Annotated in this window: 15 protein-coding genes; 10 read left to right on the top strand and 5 right to left on the bottom strand. The window is 67.9% G+C overall.

The window, feature by feature from the left end; all coding sequences use genetic code 11:
• Nucleotides 1–5: 5 nt before the first annotated feature.
• From ACT86A_RS04910 to ACT86A_RS04930, 5 genes are all read left to right on the top strand, one after another.
• On the top strand, nt 6–302 hold the full coding sequence (locus ACT86A_RS04910) for a PE family protein (protein ID WP_445090789.1): 297 nt from the start codon (nt 6–8) through the stop codon (nt 300–302).
• A gap of 17 nt (nt 303–319) precedes the next feature.
• Nucleotides 320–1,294 carry a PPE domain-containing protein gene (locus ACT86A_RS04915; protein ID WP_445090790.1) on the top strand — a complete coding sequence of 325 codons (975 nt, stop codon included), beginning with the start codon at nt 320–322 and terminating at the stop codon, nt 1,292–1,294.
• Between the two features lie 5 nt (nt 1,295–1,299).
• On the top strand, nt 1,300–2,079 hold the full coding sequence (locus ACT86A_RS04920) for an ESX secretion-associated protein EspG (RefSeq protein WP_445090791.1): 780 nt from the start codon (nt 1,300–1,302) through the stop codon (nt 2,077–2,079).
• Nucleotides 2,080–2,168: 89 nt separating this feature from the next.
• Nucleotides 2,169–2,468, top strand: coding sequence for a WXG100 family type VII secretion target (locus ACT86A_RS04925; RefSeq protein ID WP_445090792.1), 300 nt, complete (start codon nt 2,169–2,171; stop codon nt 2,466–2,468).
• A gap of 29 nt (nt 2,469–2,497) precedes the next feature.
• Complete coding sequence (locus ACT86A_RS04930; RefSeq protein WP_445090793.1) at nt 2,498–2,779, top strand: hypothetical protein; 282 nt, start codon at nt 2,498–2,500, stop codon at nt 2,777–2,779.
• A gap of 65 nt (nt 2,780–2,844) precedes the next feature.
• On the opposite strand, the gene eccE is transcribed toward ACT86A_RS04930, so the two are convergent.
• Nucleotides 2,845–4,620, bottom strand: a complete 1,776-nt coding sequence (eccE, locus tag ACT86A_RS04935; protein ID WP_445090794.1) for a type VII secretion protein EccE — start codon at nt 4,618–4,620, stop codon at nt 2,845–2,847.
• 149 nt (nt 4,621–4,769) lie between these two features.
• On the opposite strand from eccE, the gene eccB reads away from it, so the two are divergent.
• The gene (gene eccB, locus ACT86A_RS04940) at nt 4,770–6,215 is read left to right on the top strand and encodes a type VII secretion protein EccB (RefSeq protein ID WP_445090795.1); all 1,446 of its coding nucleotides are present in this window, start codon (nt 4,770–4,772) and stop codon (nt 6,213–6,215) included.
• 58 nt (nt 6,216–6,273) lie between these two features.
• Here the strand turns inward: eccB and eccA are convergent, their stop codons facing one another.
• A complete protein-coding gene (eccA, locus tag ACT86A_RS04945; RefSeq protein ID WP_445090796.1) occupies nt 6,274–8,091 on the bottom strand; it encodes a type VII secretion AAA-ATPase EccA in 1,818 nt (605 codons plus the stop codon).
• 135 nt (nt 8,092–8,226) lie between these two features.
• Here eccA and eccD point away from each other — a divergent pair, with 135 nt between their 5' ends.
• The 3 genes from eccD (at nt 8,227) to eccCa (ending at nt 15,484) form a co-directional block, all read left to right on the top strand.
• Nucleotides 8,227–9,705 carry a type VII secretion integral membrane protein EccD gene (gene eccD, locus ACT86A_RS04950; RefSeq protein ID WP_445090797.1) on the top strand — a complete coding sequence of 493 codons (1,479 nt, stop codon included), beginning with the start codon at nt 8,227–8,229 and terminating at the stop codon, nt 9,703–9,705.
• A gap of 1 nt (nt 9,706) precedes the next feature.
• Nucleotides 9,707–11,158: a type VII secretion-associated serine protease mycosin gene (mycP, locus tag ACT86A_RS04955; protein ID WP_445090798.1), complete on the top strand. Its 1,452-nt coding sequence runs from the start codon at nt 9,707–9,709 to the stop codon at nt 11,156–11,158.
• A gap of 213 nt (nt 11,159–11,371) precedes the next feature.
• On the top strand, nt 11,372–15,484 hold the full coding sequence (gene eccCa, locus ACT86A_RS04960; RefSeq protein ID WP_445090799.1) for a type VII secretion protein EccCa: 4,113 nt from the start codon (nt 11,372–11,374) through the stop codon (nt 15,482–15,484).
• Nucleotides 15,485–15,662: 178 nt separating this feature from the next.
• Here the strand turns inward: eccCa and ACT86A_RS04965 are convergent, their stop codons facing one another.
• Together ACT86A_RS04965 and ACT86A_RS04970 are read right to left on the bottom strand one after the other, a co-directional pair.
• The gene (locus ACT86A_RS04965; RefSeq protein ID WP_445090800.1) at nt 15,663–15,878 is read right to left on the bottom strand and encodes a hypothetical protein; all 216 of its coding nucleotides are present in this window, start codon (nt 15,876–15,878) and stop codon (nt 15,663–15,665) included.
• Nucleotides 15,878–16,111, bottom strand: coding sequence for a GntR family transcriptional regulator (locus ACT86A_RS04970; protein WP_445090801.1), 234 nt, complete (start codon nt 16,109–16,111; stop codon nt 15,878–15,880). The genes ACT86A_RS04965 and ACT86A_RS04970 overlap by 1 nt, the downstream gene beginning before the upstream one ends.
• A gap of 174 nt (nt 16,112–16,285) precedes the next feature.
• Between ACT86A_RS04970 and ACT86A_RS04975 the strand changes: the two genes are divergently transcribed.
• Nucleotides 16,286–16,786 carry a DUF4254 domain-containing protein gene (locus ACT86A_RS04975; RefSeq protein ID WP_445090802.1) on the top strand — a complete coding sequence of 167 codons (501 nt, stop codon included), beginning with the start codon at nt 16,286–16,288 and terminating at the stop codon, nt 16,784–16,786.
• A 127-nt stretch (nt 16,787–16,913) separates the two neighbouring features.
• Here ACT86A_RS04975 and ACT86A_RS04980 read toward each other — a convergent pair whose 3' ends face one another.
• Entirely contained in the window at nt 16,914–19,949 is a 3,036-nt protein-coding gene (locus ACT86A_RS04980; protein ID WP_445090803.1) for a MinD/ParA family ATP-binding protein, read from the bottom strand.
• Nucleotides 19,950–20,077: the final 128 nt, after the last annotated feature.

Consider the following 20,077-nt stretch of genomic DNA (forward strand, 5'->3'; position numbering starts at 1 on the left):
ACGTCATGGAATTCGATCGCGCCGGGGCAATCAAGTCCGCCACCGCACTGGACGCCCTCGCGGACCGGCTGGAAGCCGATCTGAAGGCCAACACGCCCGCCCTGGCCGTGGAAGCCGCTGGGCTGGACGAAGTTTCCCAGCGCGCCGCGCAGACCCTGCGCGGCGTAGCCGCCTCCTACGACGAAGCCGCGACCGCCGGCGTTCTCGAACTACGCAAACTGGCCGCCGCGCTGCGCTCGCAGTCGCAGTCGCTGGTGGGCATGGATACCGAGAACGCCGCTGGTCTCGGGGCGTCGGCCTAGCGCGAAGCGGGGGACATATGGTCGAACCGCCGATTCCTGGTTTCACCGGCGTGGTCTGGGAAGCCAGGCCCACGGAGAAACTCGCCCAGGATCTGACTACCGGTCGCGGCGCGGCGCCGATGGCCGAAGCGGCTCAGGCCTGGACTCGGCTCGGCGTGAGTTTCGGTGCGGCCGTGCCCGAATACGACCAGATCGTCAAGGCCATCGGCGAATCGTGGCGTTCGGAGACGAGCCCGGAGATCCTGGACCGGATCACCAAACTGCGGGAGTGGCTGCTGGAGGCGGCCGGTTCCGCGGCCCAGAACGCCACCAAGACCGGCTCGCAAGCGCTGGCCTACGAGGTGGCCAGGCTGGCCATGCCGCACGTCGCCGAGATCGCCGCCTTGGAAGAGGCGAAGAAGGCGGTGGAGGCGATCGGCGCCGGGTTGGGTGCGCCCCTGGTGGGCGCGGCCGCCGATATCGACGCCGAACAGGATCTGGCCAAGGTCAACGCGGCCCGGGTCATGCGCGTCTACGAAGAGGCGACCAAGCCGCTGGAGACGCCGTGGACGCAGACCGCGCCACCGGTCATCGCCAATAGCGCTGCGTTGGAAGCCGAGCGGGCCGCGTCCGAGGTGCGTCCCACGGCCATGCCCACGACCGCCTTGCCGACCTCGTTCGCCGCGGCGTTCGCCAGGGCCACACCGCCGCCGCGCGCGAAGACGGCGTTCACCACGCGGGCCGTGGCCGCCTCCGCGACCGCCGAACCGACTCCGCTGCCGGTGGAAACGGCTCCGGTGGCCGGAGATTCGTCGTCGGCGAGCCGCATGGGCACTCCGGCCGCGATGGCGCCCGCCGCGGCCATGCAGGACGACGATCGCACCCTGCGGGCAGGCGCCGCGTCCGCGCAGCCGGACAAGCCGTTCGAGATCGAAGCCGGATTCGCCGCTAGCCCAGCGGTGCTCGGCGCCGCCGAACCCGCACCGAAGGCCACGGCACCGGGGGCGGCATGACGACGATGACCAACGATGGGCTCCTGGCGGTGTCCGACCTGATCGGCGTGCAGACCCTGCCGCTGGTGCTGGGGGTCGGACCGCAGCAGGATTCGGTCGATGCCTGGCGGGCCGCACGCGACCGGGCGATCGCCGACCTGCGCGCGGCCGGGCTGGTCAACACCTACGACGATGTCGACGCCGACCTGACCGACGCGCTGTTCATCCTGGCCAACCCGGAGCGTGAGCTCGCGGCCCGGATCTACACGGAGTCGGGGGTCCGCCAGGTCTGCGTGGCGCGCAAGGGAGCTCAGCACGCGCTGGCCACCCGCACCGGCGACGCCTTCGACGTGGGCACCATCTGGTGCGACGGCGGCGGTCGAGCGCTGGCCCGGCCGGTGCTCGAAGCGCTGGGCCGCGCACCGGCCGCCGATCTCCCGAGCATCAGCGTGCCCGTCGACGAACTGCGCGAAAGACTCGACGAGGCAACGCGATCCAGCGATTACTCCGATATCTTCTACGCCCGTGGCGTGGCTGAACGCGATGCCATCGAGTTCGGGCTGGCCATGTCCAGCTGCCACGCGCACGCCGAGATCGTCGCCTATGCCTACGACGACGGCGTCACCACCAGAACGCCCGGAGCGGTAGTGGTTTACGACACCTCGCGTGGTCGGATCGCCGCCAGCCCCGGCGCTGCGCCGGACCTGCGGGTCTGGTCGACCTTCACCCCGGGAACCGATCACCGGATCGCCCAGGCGATCTCGGCGCTGATCGAAACCTTGCCCGGAGGAAGGTGGATGCCCTAGTTAACGCATCGGAACTCACGAACCGACCGAACCACCGCGGCCCCAGCGCAGCGGAACATGAAATACACACCGACATGATGAGGTGAACAATGTCCGGACAGACAAGTTTTACAGAGGCCGAAGCTGCTGCGGTCGTCAATGAATACATGGAGGCCGTCGCGGGCATCAAGAGGACCATCTCGGCCGTGCAGGAAACCTTCGACGCGGCCCGCTCGGGCTGGGAGGGTGACGCCGCGGTAGCGGGCCAGAAGGCTTCCACGGCTTGGCAGGAAGAAACCACCCGTATCAACACCAAGATCGACACGATGAACCAGACCATCTCCGAGGGCAACACGACCCTCGGGAATGTCGATCCTGAAAACGTGGACGCCCTGACCAACCTGATCTGACACCACACCACTCGAAAGGAGAGACCGCCATGAAGTACACCAAACAGGTCCACGACCAGCTGATCAGCGAAATGGATCAGTACTACAAGGACCTCGACGGCTATAAGGACGCCTTCGTCGCCGCCAAGGACAGGCTGGTCACCAAGGGCTGGGAAGAGAACGAGGCGCTGGAGTCCTTCACCGTGCAGGCCAACTCCCTGCTCGAGGAGCTCAGCGACACCCACACCAAGATGCAGGCCCTGCGCAACGCCATCGACGGCGCGTTCAACAACGCGTTCGCCGCTGACAAGAAGGTCTACAACTCCTTCTGATCCGGGTTCGCAACGAGAAAGCTCCGGTCACCCGCGCGGGTAACCGGAGCTTTCCGTGCGCTCGGCTATCGGGCGGCGGCCAAAGCCGTGTGCAGGTACTGCATTTCGTCCGGAGTCGCCACCATGTGCACGCGGGTGGTCACACCTGCGGTGCGGACGGTGACGAGGTTGGCGGTCTCCGGGTCCTCGGCGAGGGTGACGTCGGGGTCGAAGTGGTCCTCCATGATCGCCGGGGCATTGCGGAGCAGCACGGTGGTGGCGTCGGAATGGTGCCCCGTCGGCTGAATGCCGTCGTAGACGATCACATTGGCGGAGCGGTGCGCGCTGGCCTGCTGTCCGGCCGCGGACCAGGCCGCGATGGTCAGAGACTGGGGCACGCCAACGTCGGCGGCCATCTGCCGCCACGCGTCGTGGCGGTTGGTGTGTACCACGACCGAGGCGCCGAGCGCGATGGAGCGCAGGATCATCTGCTGGGCGACCAGCAACGATCCGATCACCTCCACGCGCCGCACCTGGTGCCCGACCAGGGGCAGGGCCACGCCCTGTCCTGAGGTGTCGGCACCGATCAGTTGCCCGCAGCCTGCGATCGGCATCGGCAGTGTGCGCAGCGAATCCGGCTTGCCCAGATAGGTTTCCGGGGCGAATTGACGACCACGCTGGGCGATCGGCAGCGTATACAGCAGGGCGCGGAACTGCTTGCCAGGCAAAGGAACCAGGCCCTCGGCCTTGACCACAGCGGGCTTGTCCGGGGTATCGAAGCGCACCACCGCGGTCACTTCGATGCCCGCGGCGCCGGGTGTGGCGGCCTGGTCGCGCGGTGTCTGTGCCGCGGCGCGCCGAAGACGCATGGTGACGGTGGTCGCCAGCGTCGGCGTCGACCACACCGCCGCGAATCCGCGGGGTCCAAGCGCCTCCGGCGCCATCCCGTAAGTGGTGTAGTGGATGCCATCGCGTTCCACGCTGTGCGCGGTCTCGGTGAACTCTTCCAGCGGCGTGTGCCGGGTGAGCTGGTTGACCGCTGCGGTGACCTCGGCGGCCGACAGCACCGCCGTGGAGATACCTTGGGCGGCGAGTCGATTCGCAACACGTCGGGTCGCGACGATGGCCGAGCGCAGTGTGCCGGTGGCGCCGCCGCCGCGCCGCGCCACCGCGGCTGCGTTGGCCAGCGGGTCGAGCCGCAGCACCACCCACACCGTGCGGTGCGCCACTGCGGGCAGCGGGCCCAAGATCTGCTCGTAGAGGTGCGAGATCCGGCCGGGCCCTGCGGTGCGCGCGCCGGTGCTGATGACGTCGATGGAGGCCAGTTCGATGTCGAACTGGTTGAGGCAGTGCGCGATCTCCGGCAGTGGCATCATATCGTCGGAGATCAGCGACCGCGGGCTCAGCAACGTCACCGTGCGCGGATGCGCCTCCACGCGCAGCATGATGAGCAATCGCGCGCCGTCCCAGCGCATTCCATAGGTGCCGCCCTCGGGCAGCGGTACGTCGAACGGCGCCTGATTAACAGTTGCGGAACGATTGCGGAACGCCCGCCAACGGAAGGTGATTTCCTCGTCCAGCCAGCCTGCCGGCGACTTGCGGCGCGGCAGTGGTGTCAGCCCGAGCACGAGCACACCGGCACATACTCCGGCCGCGATCCACACCGAGGCATCGAAGATCACCGCGACCAGCGAGGCCGCGACCGCAACGAGCGCCGCCGGAATCACCCAGCGTAGCGGCAGAATTCGGAACAGCCAGAAGTACGGGGAGCGCAGGGGAGTTGGGGCAGGTTCTGCCGACGGGGCAGGTGAACTCTGCGGCGCGGTGTCGCGATTTTCGCCGCCGGCTGTGGTGGAACCCATGCGGACATAATGGCCCGAACTCGTTCGGCTTCGCTACCGGGAATGGCCGTCGGCGGAGCTTGCGTAGCCGGCGGGGTGGGTAGGTACTGTAAGCCGGTGCCGGGTGAAATGCTCGGTCCGTTGTACCCGCGTCAGTTCGGAGGCGTTTCGTGCCCGCACAGTTGACTACGAAGGCGCAAGTCAACGGTTACCGGTTTCTGCTGAAAAGGTACGAGCACGCGCTGATTCGGCGCGATGTCCGGATGCTGCACGATCCGATGCGCTCGCAGTTCCGGTCGCTGGTGGTCGGCGCGGTGCTCGGCATCCTGGTGGTCGCCGGTGCGGCGATCCTGGCGTTCCTGCGCCCGGTGGGCGCGATCGGCGACGCGACCATCGTGATGGGCAAGGAGACCGGCGCGCTCTACGTGATCGTCGACGGCACACTGCATCCCGCGCTGAACCTGGCTTCCGCCCGCCTGATCGTCGCCAGCAACGAAAATCCCACCTCCGTCAAGGAATCGAAGCTGACGATGCCGCGCGGCCCGATGGTGGGGATTTCCGGCGTTCCGGCCACCCTGCCCGGCGCGGCCTCGCCGGACTCCGTCTGGAGCCTGTGCGATGCGGTGGAACTGTCCGCGGCAGGCAGCGCCGCCCGTTCCGCAGGCGCCAAGTCCACGGTCATCGCAGGCGCGCTCGACTCGAGCGAGCCGAACACCGCCCGCCCGCTGCGCGACAACGAGGCGCTGCTGGTGACCCGCGGCGGCAAGACTTTTTTGATGTGGGACGGCAAACGCGCCGAAGTGGATCCGAACGATTCGGTGATCTCGCGCTCGCTGGGCATGCGGCAGTACAACCCGCGTCCGGTCAGCGCGGGCATGCTCAATTCCGCCGCCCAGGTCCCCGCGATCGTCCCGCCGAAGATCGATCGGCTCGGCGAACCCGGCCCTGGTCGCTTGCAGGGGGTGCCGATCGGCGGCGTGATCCGAGTGCAGCGGGTCGACTCCGAAGAGCTGTACGTGGTGCTCGCCGACGGCGTGCAGCGGCTGACGCCGTTCGCCGCCGAGGTGATCCGCAACGCGAACTCCCAGGAGATGAACGAGATCATCTCGGTGCCGCCGGACCGGGTGGTTGGCGTGCCCGTGGTGAGCCCGCTACCGGTGGACAGGTTCCCAGGGCCGGTCCCGACCATCCTTACTCCCGAGGAGAACAAGGTCAGCTGCATACAGTGGGCCAAGAAGGTCTCCGATCCGGCCGCCACGATCACGCTGCTCGCCGGACGTGAACTGCCGCTGCCGAAATCGGCCAAGGTGGTAAACCTGGCCAGCGGCGACGGCACCGGCGACCGGATCGACCATGCCTACATCCCGCCGAACTCGGGGGAGTACCTCCAGACGACCGGCATGTCGCCCGACAGCGTCCGCATGGGCAGCTTGTTCTACATCTCCGACAACGGGATTCGCTACGGCATTCCGGATCAGGAGACGGCCACCCTGCTCGGCCTGGCCGACAAACCGCGGCCGGCGCCGTGGCCGATCATCAGCCAGCTGGTGCCGGGGCCGACGCTCTCGCGCGAGGAAGCGCTCGTCAGCTACGACATTCTGCCGACCACCAATTGACCTGCCCCGCACAGCGGTACGCTCCGAGTACTCACGGCCGTACTGCTGTGTCCGGATATCAGCGCAGCGTGTCCAGCACGTTATCCAGCGCGTTCTGCATATCTTCCGCCTCGATCCGCATCAGCACCGATTCGTCCACGGCGCTCAGATCCAGGTTGATGTCATTGGCCAGCCGGAACTCGCGCTCCTCCTCGGCCGCCTCGATCACATTGCGGATGAACCGGCCGTTACCGGCCATGTCGATGCCGCGCCGGATCTCACCGCTCTGATCCGTGGCCTCCTTGCGGTAGAGCTCACCGCAGGCGGCGACCAGCAGCGTCTGCGCGTCGTCCGACAGTTCCGAATCCCGTTTTCGCGCAATGAAACAGCCGATATCGCCGAGCTCCTCCGGCGAGTAGGAATCGAACTTCACCCGCTTGGCGAAGCGGGACGCCAGACCGTCGTTGGAGGCCAGGAATCGGTCGATCTCGCCGTCGTATCCGGCGATGATCACCACCAGGCGATCGCGGTCGTTCTCCATTCGCGCGAGCAGCGTATCGACGGCTTCGCGACCGAACGCGTCACCGCCGGACAGGCCGGTTTGAATCAGCGTGTAGGCCTCGTCGATGAACAGCACGCCGTCCATCGCGCTATCGATCAACTTGTTCGTCTTGATCGCGGTGCTGCCCAAATGCTGGCCGACGAAATCGGAACGTTTGGCTTCGATCAGCTTATCGGTTTTGAGAATTCCTAAGCCACAGTAAATTTTTGCCACCACGCGGGCAACGGTTGTCTTACCGGTACCTGGCGGTCCGGTAAATGCAAGATGTTGGCCGCGGGATCCGCTCGCCATTCCTTTTTCGGCCCGGATCCGCGCTAGCTGAGCGGTTGCCTGCAACTTCGCAACTTGCATTTTCACGCCGGCGAGACCGATCTGCTCGTCGAGTTCGCCGCGCGCCTTCTCGAGGATCAGCTTGGCCTTGTCGTCGCGCTCCTCCTGGCCCATCTGTTCCAGCGTCGGCGCCGAGGCCGGATCCCACTTGTTGGTGCGCGCATCGATGAGTTCCTTGGTGGTCACCGTGATCCGGTATTTGCGGTCGCGCATGGCCATGGTGTTGGCCTCGAAACCCGGTGCCTCGGAGAACACCTTCTCGAACAGCGCCTGCGCCTTCTCTTCCTCGCCGGTCTCGCGAAGGGCGAGTCCGCGGCAGAAGCGGGCAGTGGTCGCCGCGGCCGGAATCGGGCCTTTCTCAGCGGCTTCCATACGGCGGATGGCCTCGCCGAACAAACCCAGCTGGGCACAGGCGGTGCCGACCATCACGTGGGCGCCCGCGGCCAGGTAGGGATCCTCCCAGTCCGCCGAACCGGCCAGCACGGTCATCACATCGGGCCAGCGCTGCGTGGTGAAGTGCAGCACGCCGCGGACGTAGGCGCAGATCCGGTCGTCGATCTCGCGATCCGACGAGGAGACCTGTGCGGAACGGTGTTTGGCCAGGTCGTCGAGAACCTTCTCGGCCTCGTCGTAGTCGCCCTCGGTGATCAGCTGCGCGGCCTGCGCGAGCCAGATCTCGGCATAGCTGGCCAGCGGGTAGTCGATGTACTGCCCGACGGTGAAGCGGCCCGCCAGCACCCGCGGTTGCAGGCCGAGCCTGCGCTGCTCCCGGAAGAGCGTCGAGGTGCTGGTCTTGAAGAGATTGAAGATCACCTCACGGGTGTGCTCGCCGGCGGCCGCACGTCCGAGCCAAGCGTCGCACATACCGGGATCCCATTCGGTGGCGCGCTGGAAGGCTAGCTGAGCGTATTCCAGATCGCGGGCAGATTCCTGTCCGTCGATCACAATGCCCAAGGACAAGACACCAGCGTCGAATGCGCGTTGTGCCTGGCGGTTGCCGGTCATATGGGTCTGCCCCTAAAAACGAACGGATGTGCTGTTCCTTGCCAAGCATAGCTGCTGCAATATAGGGACTTCTCCGTTAAGTTGAGTACCTTGCGTGGCATTGAAGTGTGTTCTAGGTAGGGAGTCATCCGAGCTGTGACCGATCCGTCTAGCAGCGCTGTGGTTGCCGTTGATCCGGAGTTGTGCCGAGTCTCGGTGATCGGCGGCAATACCCAGTTGGACTTGGGTTTGCCTGCCACAGTTCCGATCGCGGCGTTCATTACCGATGTGGTCGAGCTGATCGAATCGCGCAACCCCGATCTCACCGAGCCCGAGGACGGGGCACCGCGGCAAACGCAGCACTGGACGCTGGCCCGGATCGGCCGCGACCCCATCCCGGCAAACCAATCGCTCACCGAGGCCGAGGTTTTCGACGGTGAGTTGCTGGTATTGCGCTCGGTGACCGCCAAGGAGCCACCGGCGCTGTTCGACGACGTGATCGACGCCGTCTCCAAGCTGACCGCGACCTCGTTCCGGCACTGGTCGCCGCTGTCGGCGCGCTGGCTCGGTCTGTCCATGGGCCTACTCGCGGTGCTGGCCGGGATCTACCTGCTCGCAGTGGCCAAGCTCGACGGTGCCGGTGCCGCAGTGGGTGTCATCGGCCTCGGCACCGGACTGATCGCCGGTGGCGCGGCCGTGCTCGTCGCCCGCCGGTATCAGGCCGAAGCGTCCTTGCCGGTGATCATGCTGTCGCTGTACGCGCTGCTGCTGATCTTCGCGGGCACCGCGCTGTTCGTGCCCAACGCCTTCGGCAGCCCGCACGCGATGTTCGCCTGTGTCGCAACGCTTACCGCCGCCGCGGTCCTCTACAGCCTGGTCCGGGTCGGGGCGACCATGTTCACCACGGTCATCACCCTAGCGCTGTTCGGCGGCGTGGCCGCGATGGTGCGGATGATCTGGGATCCCGCGCTGTCCAAGATCGCCGCCGGCGTGCTGGTCGGTGTGCTCATCGTGATCACCCTGGTGCCGCGACTGGCCGTGGCGGCCGCACGCCTGCCGGTGCCGCCGGTGCCGACCGCGGGCGCCGCCATCGACCCCGCCGACCACGAACCCCGTCCCACCGTCAAGGACATCGGCGCCATCGGCGCCACCGCGCTACCCTCGGCCGCCGGTCTCGAGCATCGAGCCCGCGCGGCCAACGAATACCAGTCCGGCATGATCATCGGCTGCACCGTCGCCGCGGCGATCGGCGTGGTGCTGGCCGCGGATCCGCTCGGCGCGGCCCGCTGGCAGGGCATCACCCTCGGCGTGGTGGTCTCGATCATCCTGTGCCTGCGCGGGCGCGCCTTCGCCGACCTGGTGCAGGCGTGCACGCTGATCGCCGGTGGCGCGATCGCGTTGATCGCGCTCGGCATCGGCGCCGGTCTCGGCGAGGAGAACTGGCTGCTGCCGATCGCCTGCATGCTGCTCGTCGTGGCCACGGCCGCGGTGGTCTTCGGGGTGATCGGGCCGCACACCGAGATGTCGCCACCCATGCGCCGCGCCGGTGAGATCTTCGAATACCTTCTGATCTGCACCATCCTTCCGCTGGTGCTGTGGATCATGGACATCTACTCGGCCGCCCGGAACATCTGACATGGCACCGCTCCTACGGCGGCCGCTGCGGGCGGTGACGGTGGCGGCGGTGCTCGCGCTCGCCACCGGAACACCCACGCCCGCACTGGCGGTCGCGCCGCCGAAGATCGACGACGGCGCACTCGGTGCCGTGCTCGGCCTCGCCGCCAGCGGTAGACCGCCGGACGAGACCGAACAGGCCAAGGTCTGCGCCGAACCCACCCTCCAAGGCGGGGTGCCCCGCGATCCGCCACTGGCGCAGCGGATCCTCGATTTGCCCGAGGTGTGGCAGTTCAGTCGCGGCGCCGGTCAGAAGGTCGCCGTCATCGATACCGGGGTGAACCGGCACTGGCGCCTGCCCGCGCTCCGGGCAGGCGGCGACTTCGTCTCCACCACCGACGGCACCGTCGACTGCGACGGCCACGGCACCTTCGTGGCCGGGATCATCGCCGCTGCGCCCAGCCTGGAGGACGGATTCTCCGGTGTCGCACCGGAAGCCGAGATCCTGACCATCCGCCAGCTCAGCTCGGCCTATGAGGCCAAAGATCGCAATCGCCGTGAGGAGCCGGGCGTCATCACGCGCGAAGGCTACGGCACGGTCAATACCCTGGCCGCCGGTGTCATTCGCGCGGTCGACATGGGCGCCACGGTGATCAACATCTCCGAGGTGGCCTGCATGGCCGCGAGCGCAGGCGCTGCCGACGGCGCCTTGGGCGCCGCCGTGAAATACGCCTACGACCGCAATGTGGTCGTAGTCGCCGCGGCCGGAAACATCATGCAGGGCACTCCCTGTGAGAAGCAGAACGACCGCTCGGGCTGGTCGGCGGTGGGCACCGTGGTCACTCCGGCCTGGTTCACGCCCTATGTGCTGTCGGTCGCCTCGGTGGATCCCGAGGGCGCGGTCTCACCGTTCTCGCTGCACGGCCCGTGGGTCGGCGTCGCCGCGCCGGGGCGCGAAATCGTCTCCCTGGACAGCAAACCGGGGGGCGCGGGCCTGGTCAACGCCACCCAGACCAACGAGGGCTACTCCACCATCGACGGCACCAGCTTCTCCAGCGCCTATGTCGCCGGACTGGCCGCGCTCGTCCGGTCGCGCTTCCCGGGGCTGACCGCCGCCGAGGTGATCGACCGGATCAAGCTGACCGCGCAGGCACCGGACAACGGACGCAACGACAAGGTCGGGCACGGACTGATCGATCCACTGGCCGCGCTCACCGCGCAACTGCCGCAGCAGCCGGTCACCGTCGGCTCCGACATACCGCGCAAGATCGCCGGGCCGTCCCCGGCGCCGTACGTCAACCCGGCCCCGCGCCTGGTCGCCACGATCGGCTCGCTCACGCTGCTCGCCCTGCTCGGGCTCGGCTACGCCGCCTCGATCCCGTTCCGGCGCGGTAAACGGGTGAGTGTGGATCCGGTTGCGGAGCAACAAATTCGCGACGCGAGCTCAACGCCCGGAGGAGGTAGCGCAGCGTGACCACCGAGGGCGTCGTGAGCGAGCGTCAGCGAGTGAACCATGGACACAGCGCGCCTCTGCGCACGACGGAGCTGAGCGTCAGCGAGGCGCAGTCGTGAGCGAGCGTCAGCGAGTGAACCATGGACACAGCGCGCCTCTGCGCACGACGGAGCTGAGCGTCAGCGAGGCGCAGTCGTGAGCGGCGCCGATCTAACACCAGAGGGGTTGTAGGACATGGCAACCGAAGGTTTCGTGCGCCGCCCGCGGATCGCGCCGCCGCGTCCGCCGGGCGGTGAGGTCGCGTTGTCCGCGCCGCCGGAACTAGATCGTCCCGTCGTCGGAAATCTGCTGATGAAGCTGATGCCGGTGGTGATGGTGGTCGCCGTGGTCGGCATGATCGCGATGATGGTCATGATGGGCCGCAACCTGCTGGCCAACCCGTTCATGATGATGTTCCCGATGATGATGCTGATGTCGATGTTCGGCATGATGGCCGGCATGCGCGGCGGCGGCGGGCCGAAGAAGGCCGCCGAGCTCAACGAGGAACGCAAGGACTACTTCCGGTACCTCGATCAGGTCCGCAAGGATGTGCGCAAGACCGGCATCCAGCAGCTGACGGCGCTGCGGTGGAGTCATCCCGAACCCAGCGACCTGCAATCGGTGATCGGCAGCCGCCGCATGTGGGAACGCAGGCCCAACGATCCGGATTTCGGGCACGTGCGGGTCGGCGTTGGCAGCCACCGCCTGGCCACCAAGCTGGCCCGGCCCGAGACCGGTCCGCTGGAAGACCTGGAACCGGTGTCCACCGTCGCCTTGCGCCGGTTCGTGCGCACCCACTCGGTGGTGCACGGCCTGCCCACCGCAATCTCGCTGCGCGCGTTCCCCGCCATCAATATCGAAGGCGACCGTGAGGCCGCGCTCACGCTGGTGCGCTCGACGCTGATGGAGTTCACCACCTTCCACGGCCCCGACCACGCCGCGGTCGCCATCATCTGTGCCGACCCCGACGGCCCGGCTTGGTCCTGGGCGAAATGGCTACCGCACCTCCAACATCCGGTGGACCGCGACGGCATGGGCTCGGCCAGGATGATGTACCGCTCGCTGGCCGAACTGGAGACCTCTATGTCCGCCGAGCTGGTCGAGCGCGGTCGCTTCATGCGCAACGCGCAGCCGACAGCGGGCCGGATCCATCTGCTGGTGATCATCGACGACGGCTACGTCAGCGGTTCCGAACGCGTCGTCAGCGACGCGGGCTTGGACTCGGTGACCGTGCTCGACCTGACCGCACCGCAGAGCGGCCTCGCGGTGCGCCGCGGCCTGCAACTGGTCGTCACCGACGACGGCATGGTGGCCGCGAAATCTGCTGCGGGCGTGGAGAAATTCGCCACTGCCGACCAGGTGACCCGCGCCGAGGCGACCGCGTTGGCCCGGGATCTGGCGCGCTTCCGGATCGCGACCGCCGCCCAGATGGTGAGCCTGGGTGCCGAGACCAGGGTCGATCCCGGCCTGATGGCGCTGCTGAAGGTTTCCGACGCCGCCCAGATCGATCCCGCGGTGGTGTGGCGCCCGCGCAGCGACCGGGAACGGCTGCGGGTGCCGATCGGCGTCACCCCCGACGGTACGCCGGTCGAGATCGACATCAAGGAGTCCGCCGAGAACGGCATGGGTCCGCACGGATTGTGTATCGGCGCAACGGGTTCCGGTAAGTCGGAGTTCCTGCGCACGCTGGTGCTTTCCATGGTGACCACGCACTCGCCCGATCTGCTGAACCTGGTCCTTGTCGACTTCAAGGGTGGCGCGACTTTCCTCGGCCTCGACTCGCTGCCGCACGTCTCCGCGGTCATCACCAACCTCGAGGAGGAACTCGCCCTCGTCGACCGCATGAAGGACGCCCTCTCCGGTGAGATGACCCGGCGCCAGGAGTTGCTGCGCGCGGCAGGCAACTTCGCCAATGTCACCGAGTACGAGAAGGCTCGCGCCGCAGGCGCCGACCTGGATCCGTTGCCCGCGCTGTTCGTGGTGGTCGACGAATTCTCCGAACTGCTTTCGCAGAAACCGGATTTCGCGGACCTGTTCGTGATGATCGGCCGCCTCGGCCGTTCGCTGCGCGTGCATCTTCTGCTGGCTTCGCAGCGCCTGGAGGAGAACAAACTGCGCGGTCTGGACTCGCATCTGTCCTACCGGATCGGCCTGCGTACTTTCTCCGCCAACGAGTCCCGGGCGGTGCTGGGCATTACCGACGCCTACCACCTGCCCAGCGCGCCGGGCTCCGGCTACCTCAAGAGCGACGCCGACGATCCGCTGCGCTTCAACGCCAGTTACGTGTCCGGGCCGTATGTTTCGCCGCGCGGTACCCGGCAGGTGGACGGCAAGACCGTCGGCGGGCAGTCGCCGGCGGTGTTCACCGCGGCGCCGGTGGCGCTGCCGGAGATCGTCGAGGCCGAGCGGGAGGCCGTGCCGAGGGGCCGGCCCGAGCTGCCGCCGCCGCCTGGCCGGATGCGTTTGCCCGAATTGCCGCCGCCGCCTGGGCAACTCGTGGAGGAGGACGAGGAGCGTACCCCGGTGCCGGTTGCCGAGGCCGTTCCCGCGACGCTGTTGACCACCGTCGTCGATCGCCTGCGCGGCCACGGCCGCCCGGCGCACGAGGTATGGCTGCCGCCGCTGGACGAGTCGCCGTCGGTCGACATGTTGCTGCCCGACCCGGACTGGCGCTCGCCGGTCAACCGGCACGGTCAGCTGTGGTTGCCGCTGGGTGTCATCGACAAGCCCTACGAGCAGCGGCGCGACGTGCTGATCGTGGATCTGTCCGCAGCGCAGGGCAATGTCGCGGTCGTCGGTGGTCCGCAGTCGGGTAAGTCGACCACCCTGCGCACCATCATCATGGCCGCGGCCGCCACTCACACACCCGAGCAGGCGCAGTTCTACTGTCTCGACTTCGGTGGCGGCACACTCTCCGGTTTGGCGGGGATACCGCACGTCGGTTCCGTCGCGGGTCGCATGGAAGTCGATCGGATCCGCCGCACCATCGCGGAGGTGACCGGCATTCTGCGCCACCGTGAGGAGCTGTTCCGCGAGCTGGGCATCGACTCCATCGTCGAATTCCGCAGGCGGAAAGCGCTGCTGGCGGAGAAGTCGCCTGCCGAGCGGCAAGCCGACCCGCTTGCTCGGGATCCGCACGGTGACGTCTTTCTCGTCATCGACGGCTGGCCCACCATCCGTGCCGATTACGACACGCTGGAACCGCAGCTCAATGCCATCGCCGCACAGGGTCTTTCCTATGGTGTCCACCTGATCGTCTCCGCTACCCGGTGGCCGGAGATCCGCCCGCAGATCAAGGACCTCATCGGTACCCGAATCGAGCTCCGCCTCGGTGACCCGTCCGACTCCGAGATGGACCGGCGTACCGCGGTGCTCGTGCCCACTGGGCGTCCGGGCCGTGGTCTCACCGCGCAGAAGCTGCATCTGCTGCTCGCCTTGCCGCGCTTGGACTCCGACTCCGATCCGCGCACCCTGTCCGAGGGAATCGGCAGCGCCAAGCAGCAGCTCAACGAGCTCTACACCGGCCGGAACGCGCCCGAGGTCCGGATGCTGCCGATGGAGCTCTCGCGCGAGGCCGTGCTCGCGGAGGCGGCGCGGCGGGGCATCCAACAGAGCAAGACGCTTGCCGTCATCGGCATCGGCGAGACCGACCTGCAGCCGATCGCCATGGATTTCGCGGTGCAGCCGCACTTCTACAGCTTCTGCGATGTGGAGTGCGGTAAGACCACGCTGCTGCGCAATATCGTCGCGGGCGTCACTGAGAACTCCACCTCCGAGGAAGCCCGCGTCATCCTGATCGACTACCGGCGCACCATGCTCGGAGTGCTGGAAGGAGAGCAGCTGGCCGGATACTCGACCTCCGCGCAGACGTCCTTCGGAATGATCAAGGAGGTCGCGAACTACCTCCAAAAGCGGATACCGGGCAATGACATCACGCCACAGCAGTTGCGCGAACGCAGCTGGTGGACCGGGCCCGAGATCTATGTCGTCGTCGACGATTACGAGATGGTGGTCTCCGGTGGGCGCAACCCGCTGGAGCCGCTGATCGAGTTCCTGCCCCAGGCACGCGACATCGGTTTGCACGTGGTGATCAGCCGCCGCGCCGGCGGCGCCGGCCGGGCCATGTACGACAAGGTGCTCGGCACGCTCAAGGAAATGGGTGTGGACGCGCTGCTGATGAGCGCGCCCAAGGATGAGGGCAAGATCATCGGAGACATCCGCGCCGCCAAGCTGCCGCCCGGTCGTGGCACGCTGGTTACTCGCGGCGGCGACGAGATGATCCAGGTGGCGTACCTGCCGCCGCTGTAGGCGACCTCCGGCCGTGCGCGCGCTTCGTCCGGCTCTGTGACTTTGTGCGTACTCCGCCTTCGCTCTGGCCTGCGCGGACTGAGGGCGGAGTGCGTCCGGCTCCGTCGCTTTGCGGCGTCGCCGAGCTCGTACGTCAGGCGGTTGCGCGTGGCGATGGAGCGCTGTCGCGTCGCCCGGGTTATCCGGCTGCGGTCCGCCCGGTCCTCAGATGGTCGAGCAGAATCGTTCCGGTCGCAACGCCGAGCACGGTCGCCTCCCCGGCGCTGGCGGGTCGCGCGACCAGCGTGTCGCGCTGGGCGGTCTCGGGATAGCCGCGGTCGGCCATCCGGCCGGTGGTGGCCGCGGGGATGTTGCGCGGCGACTTGGGCCGGTCGCGACGGATGTGATCGGTCATCACCGACTCGAGTACTTCCTGGTTTCGGACGACCGTGCCGCGGGAATTCGCTGTATGGACAAGATTTCGGCGCCAAGTACATGAATGGCATTGCGGGCCGTGGCGATCGAAACCTGGATCTGCTCGGCCGGCTGGGTGTGACTCGGAAGCCGATCGCCCGGCTTCCATTTGCCTGTGCGGATCTCCTCGCGCAGAAGGTCTGCGATCCGGTGATACGTCGGACCGCCCGCCATCTTGCTCGTCGGTTGGTCGTGCAGGTAACGAAGTGTACTCTTCGTTTGTTCCTACGGCCGGGTAACGCTTGACAGGTACCTTCAGAGGTTTATTGTAATGAACGTCCTGATCCGGTGTTGTGCGGCGATGAACGGCGAGGCAACGTGGCAGGTTCGGATTCATCAACGATTGTGATGGCAGTTCCCGGCACACTCCGGTGCGTCGATTCGGCAGTGCAGTCCGTGTCTTCTGGGCTACTGCCCACTTCGGATCTACTTGTTCGGGCGTGTCGCGGGCATCGGGTCGTAGGTGGCCCCCTGCTCTGGTTCGCCCGTGATCTGGCGGTATTACACGAGCGGCGCCTTGTCGGTCGTGGTGGATCGGTGAACACCGATCCCGCGCATATTCTCGAAAACGAGCGTCGCCGAAGCGAATTGGTCATGGCTATCGACGACTGGGTGACACGCAGCGTGCCCCAGCATCGGCTCGGCGCTACTTTGCACACCGAGACAGTTGGCGCGGTGATCGATCGAATCGCGGAGTCCTCGGTGCGTGCGCACCACGCACTGATGACACTCGACGCGCAGGACGAGCTATTGCACTGTGCCTGGCACCACCTCGCCGAATTGGCGGACGCCTACGACGACCTGGTCCGTGACGTGGTCGCGGGGCGGAGGCGGCTGCCCGAGTGGTGAGGTGGTTTGTTCGGTCCGGTGTCGTCACCCTCCTCGGGCACCTGACCGGCGAAATGCTGTGGCACGCAGTGTTTTTCGAACCGCGTGATCGAACTGCTCGGTCGAACCTCTCGGTCGACCACGGCGCTCAGCTGTGGAAGCGACGGTGGTCGACGCTGAACTCGTCGGCGACCGTCGCGGCGAGTTCCACGTAGGCGCGCTTGGCCTGCTTGCTGAGCCGGTGCAGATCGATCTCGGCGCCCTCCGAAAGGTGCGCGTCATAAGGGATGATGTGCACCGCGCGGCAGCGGGACAGGAAGTATTCGCGCAGCTGTTGCACGCCGACATTCGGTGAACCCTCGCGTGGCAGGTTGATCACCACGACGGCGTTGCGCACCAAGTGATCGTGGCCGTGCAGGGACAGCCAGTCCAGCGTCGCCGCGGCGCTGCGGGCGCCGTCGATCGCCGCCGAGGAAATCAGCACCAGCGAATGCGCCAGGTCCAGGACACCGGCCATCGCCGAGTGCATCAGACCGGTGCCGCAGTCGGTGAGGATGATGTTGTAGTAGCGCTGCAGGATTCGAGCGACCGCCCGGTACTCATCGTCGTTGAACGCCTCGGACGCCGCCGGATCCCGTTCGCTGGCAAGCACTTCCAGTCGGCTGGTGGCCTGCGAGGTGTGCCTGCGCACGTCCGAGTAGCGCTCGATCGACGGATCGAGCAGCAGGTCGCGCACCGTCGACCGGGTCTGCAGCGGCACGCGCTGGGAGAGCGTGCCGAAATCCGGGTTGGCGTCGACCGCGATCACCCGGTCGCCGCGGACGGAGGCGAAGATCGATCCCAGGCCCACGGTGGTGGTCGTCTTCCCGACGCCGCCCTTCAGCGAGAGCACCGCGATGCGGTAGTCGCCGCGGACCGGCTGCCTGATCCTGGCCACCAGTTCCTGGAGCCGCAACTCCTCGGCCGACATGCCGGGATTGATCGCACCGCCGGACATGTGGTGTACGGCCTTGCGCCAACCGCTGCCCGGCGATTTCTTGGCGCGGCGCAAGGGAACGTCGTCCAGCGAGGGCTGGCCCTGCTGGGGCCGACGCGGACCGCCCTGCGGTTGCTGACCCCAGCCCTCACCGGCCGGTCCGTGCTGCGGCCGACCCCAGCTCTCGCCTGTGGGGCCCTGCGGGGGCGCGGGAGGCTGCGTGCCCTGGTTCGATGAGGGCGGTGCGGGTGGCTGCTGATCGGCGGCCGGCGGCGCGACGAAAGGGGGTGGGTTGTTCGCGGGCTCAACCGTTCCTGGCCCGGACTGCGTCGGATATCCCGACTCGCGGGGGCTGCGGTCGCCGGGGATGTGATAGGCGTTCGCGTCGGGGCCGGGGGTCGGATCGTAGCCGCCCTGACGCTGGTCGGCATAGCCGTAGCCGGGCCGCGGGGCGTTCTGCGGAGACGGCGGCTGCGTACCGAATCCGACCTGCGTCCACGGCATTTCACCGCCGCCCTGCTGTGCGAAGACCCCGGGATTCCGGCGCACGTCGCCGGGAGCGGGCTGATCGCTGACCGGAGCCCGGTGTCCGCCCTGGGCTGGACCGGGTGCGTCCGACGGACGCTCGCTCGGTTCGGGTTCCGCGGACAGTCGATGCCTGCCCTCCCGCGCGGACTCCGCGTCTTCGGCTGTGCCCGCGGTGTTGCGCGTGAACTCGTCGACTCGGCCTCGTCCGACCGCTGACGGTCCTTGCCCGAAGTCGTCAGGGTGCGGTGGGATTCCGCTTTCGGTCCCCTCGGCCGTGGAGGAGCGCGGTGCCACCTCGTCGCCGACCGGCCGGGGCACGACGTTCGGACGCTCCGCGTCGGCCGCGGCGTGGTTCTCGATGGCCGCGACGGAAATGTGGTCCGGGACTGTCGATGCGGAGCCCGGACCCGTGTCCGCCCGAGCGGGAGCGTGATTCACCGCTGCCGGAGGGGCGACGAGGTCCCCGGCCGGAATGTGGTGCTCGGCAGGCGAGTCGGCCACGTGGTTCTCGGCCGCCACGCCGGTGACGCTGTGCCCGGCCTGCGGATCGCCGACCGTTCGGGCGGAGCTGTCCTCGGCGGCCGGAGACGGCCGGACGTCGCTTGGTGGGGGCGGCAGGTCGGGAAGGCTGCGCTGGTGGTGCGTGGTCGCCTCGTGCGACGGAGGCGGCTCTGGAGCCGGAAAGGGCGGCGTGGGGATGGCCTGACCGAGCGGTTGAAAGCCCTCGGAGGGCTGGCTCGGCTGCCGGGTGGGCAGGCTCGAATGCCCCCCCGCTCGTCGCGGCGCGGACGACCTCGGGTCGTCGGGGTGCGGTTGCCGGGCCCATGCCTCGCCCGGAGGCTGCGCGACCTGGCTCGAACCGTCGACCGTCGACTGGCCTGGGCCGCCGATCGGCTGCTGCGGCTGGTGTCCCGGCCCACCCATCGGCTGCGGGTATCCGGGCATGCCGGTCTGCTGATAGGCCGGTTGTCCTTGGCCACCGTGCTGCTGCGGCCCGCCGCTCCACTGCGGCCCTCCATCACCGACCGGCTGCTGCGGATACCCGGGGCCGCTGGTCTGCTGCTGCGGTTGGCCCGGTCCGCCGAACTGCTCGGGCCGTGTCTGACCGGGACCGCCGATAGGCTGTCCCGGTCCGCCGAACTGCTGCGGGGGGGGCGGACCGGGCACATGGCTCGTCTGCGGGGGCTGCCCGTGGGCGTCGAACCGTGGCGGGGCCGGGTGGTCCGGCCCGCCGCTCGGCTGCTGCCGAACCGGACCCTCGGTCTGCTGCCGGGATTCGTTGCGATCCGCCTGGCCGCGAGTGGCCTGCTGTGGTGAATCACCGGGCCTGCCCGGCTCGGCATCGGCGCCGGAGGACCAACCGGACGGCGGCTGTCCCCAGGAGTCGGCGGGCGGTTCGGGGCCGCGCTGCTCTCCGGCCGTGGGCGCGCTGGGCTGTTCCTCGACCAGTTCGTCCTTGTCGCGGCCGAGCCACCTGCGCTTCTTGTCCCTGCGGCCGGAGCCTTGATTCGCGTCGTTTCGACCATCGGGAGCCTGGGCCCTGCGGCGTCGTTTGCGGTCGGGCGCGTCGTCGATGAGCTCTTCGTGCGGGAGATTCTGTACCGGTGCTTCGTAACCGCCGGTGACCTCGCTGTCGGACAGCCACGGCGGGAGCATCGGGAGGTCGTTGTTACGACTCACCGCATCGCCTCGCTGTCCCAAGGCTCCGTCGTGCGCTCGGTTTTCGTGGTGCCCGAGATGGCTCGTCCGCTATCCTCGCGCTCGGCCCTGTCGTGGCCGAGGGGCGCGGTGCCGACAGCTGGCCCCGT

The organism is Nocardia glycosmidis, from assembly GCF_052545115.1.

Bases quoted from the DNA above. Each gene is read 5' to 3' on its own strand.
- ACT86A_RS04910 (WP_445090789.1), top strand. From the start codon at position 6: ATGGAATTCGATCGCGCCGGGGCAATCAAGTCCGCCACCGCACTGGAC.
- ACT86A_RS04915 (WP_445090790.1), top strand. From the start codon at position 320: ATGGTCGAACCGCCGATTCCTGGTTTCACCGGCGTGGTCTGGGAAGCC.
- ACT86A_RS04920 (WP_445090791.1), top strand. From the start codon at position 1,300: ATGACCAACGATGGGCTCCTGGCGGTGTCCGACCTGATCGGCGTGCAG.
- ACT86A_RS04925 (WP_445090792.1), top strand. From the start codon at position 2,169: ATGTCCGGACAGACAAGTTTTACAGAGGCCGAAGCTGCTGCGGTCGTC.
- ACT86A_RS04930 (WP_445090793.1), top strand. From the start codon at position 2,498: ATGAAGTACACCAAACAGGTCCACGACCAGCTGATCAGCGAAATGGAT.
- eccE (WP_445090794.1), bottom strand. From the start codon at position 4,620: ATGGGTTCCACCACAGCCGGCGGCGAAAATCGCGACACCGCGCCGCAG.
- eccA (WP_445090796.1), bottom strand. From the start codon at position 8,091: ATGACCGGCAACCGCCAGGCACAACGCGCATTCGACGCTGGTGTCTTG.
- mycP (WP_445090798.1), top strand. From the start codon at position 9,707: ATGGCACCGCTCCTACGGCGGCCGCTGCGGGCGGTGACGGTGGCGGCG.
- eccCa (WP_445090799.1), top strand. From the start codon at position 11,372: ATGGCAACCGAAGGTTTCGTGCGCCGCCCGCGGATCGCGCCGCCGCGT.
- ACT86A_RS04965 (WP_445090800.1), bottom strand. From the start codon at position 15,878: ATGACCGATCACATCCGTCGCGACCGGCCCAAGTCGCCGCGCAACATC.
- ACT86A_RS04970 (WP_445090801.1), bottom strand. From the start codon at position 16,111: ATGGCGGGCGGTCCGACGTATCACCGGATCGCAGACCTTCTGCGCGAG.
- ACT86A_RS04975 (WP_445090802.1), top strand. From the start codon at position 16,286: ATGGCAGTTCCCGGCACACTCCGGTGCGTCGATTCGGCAGTGCAGTCC.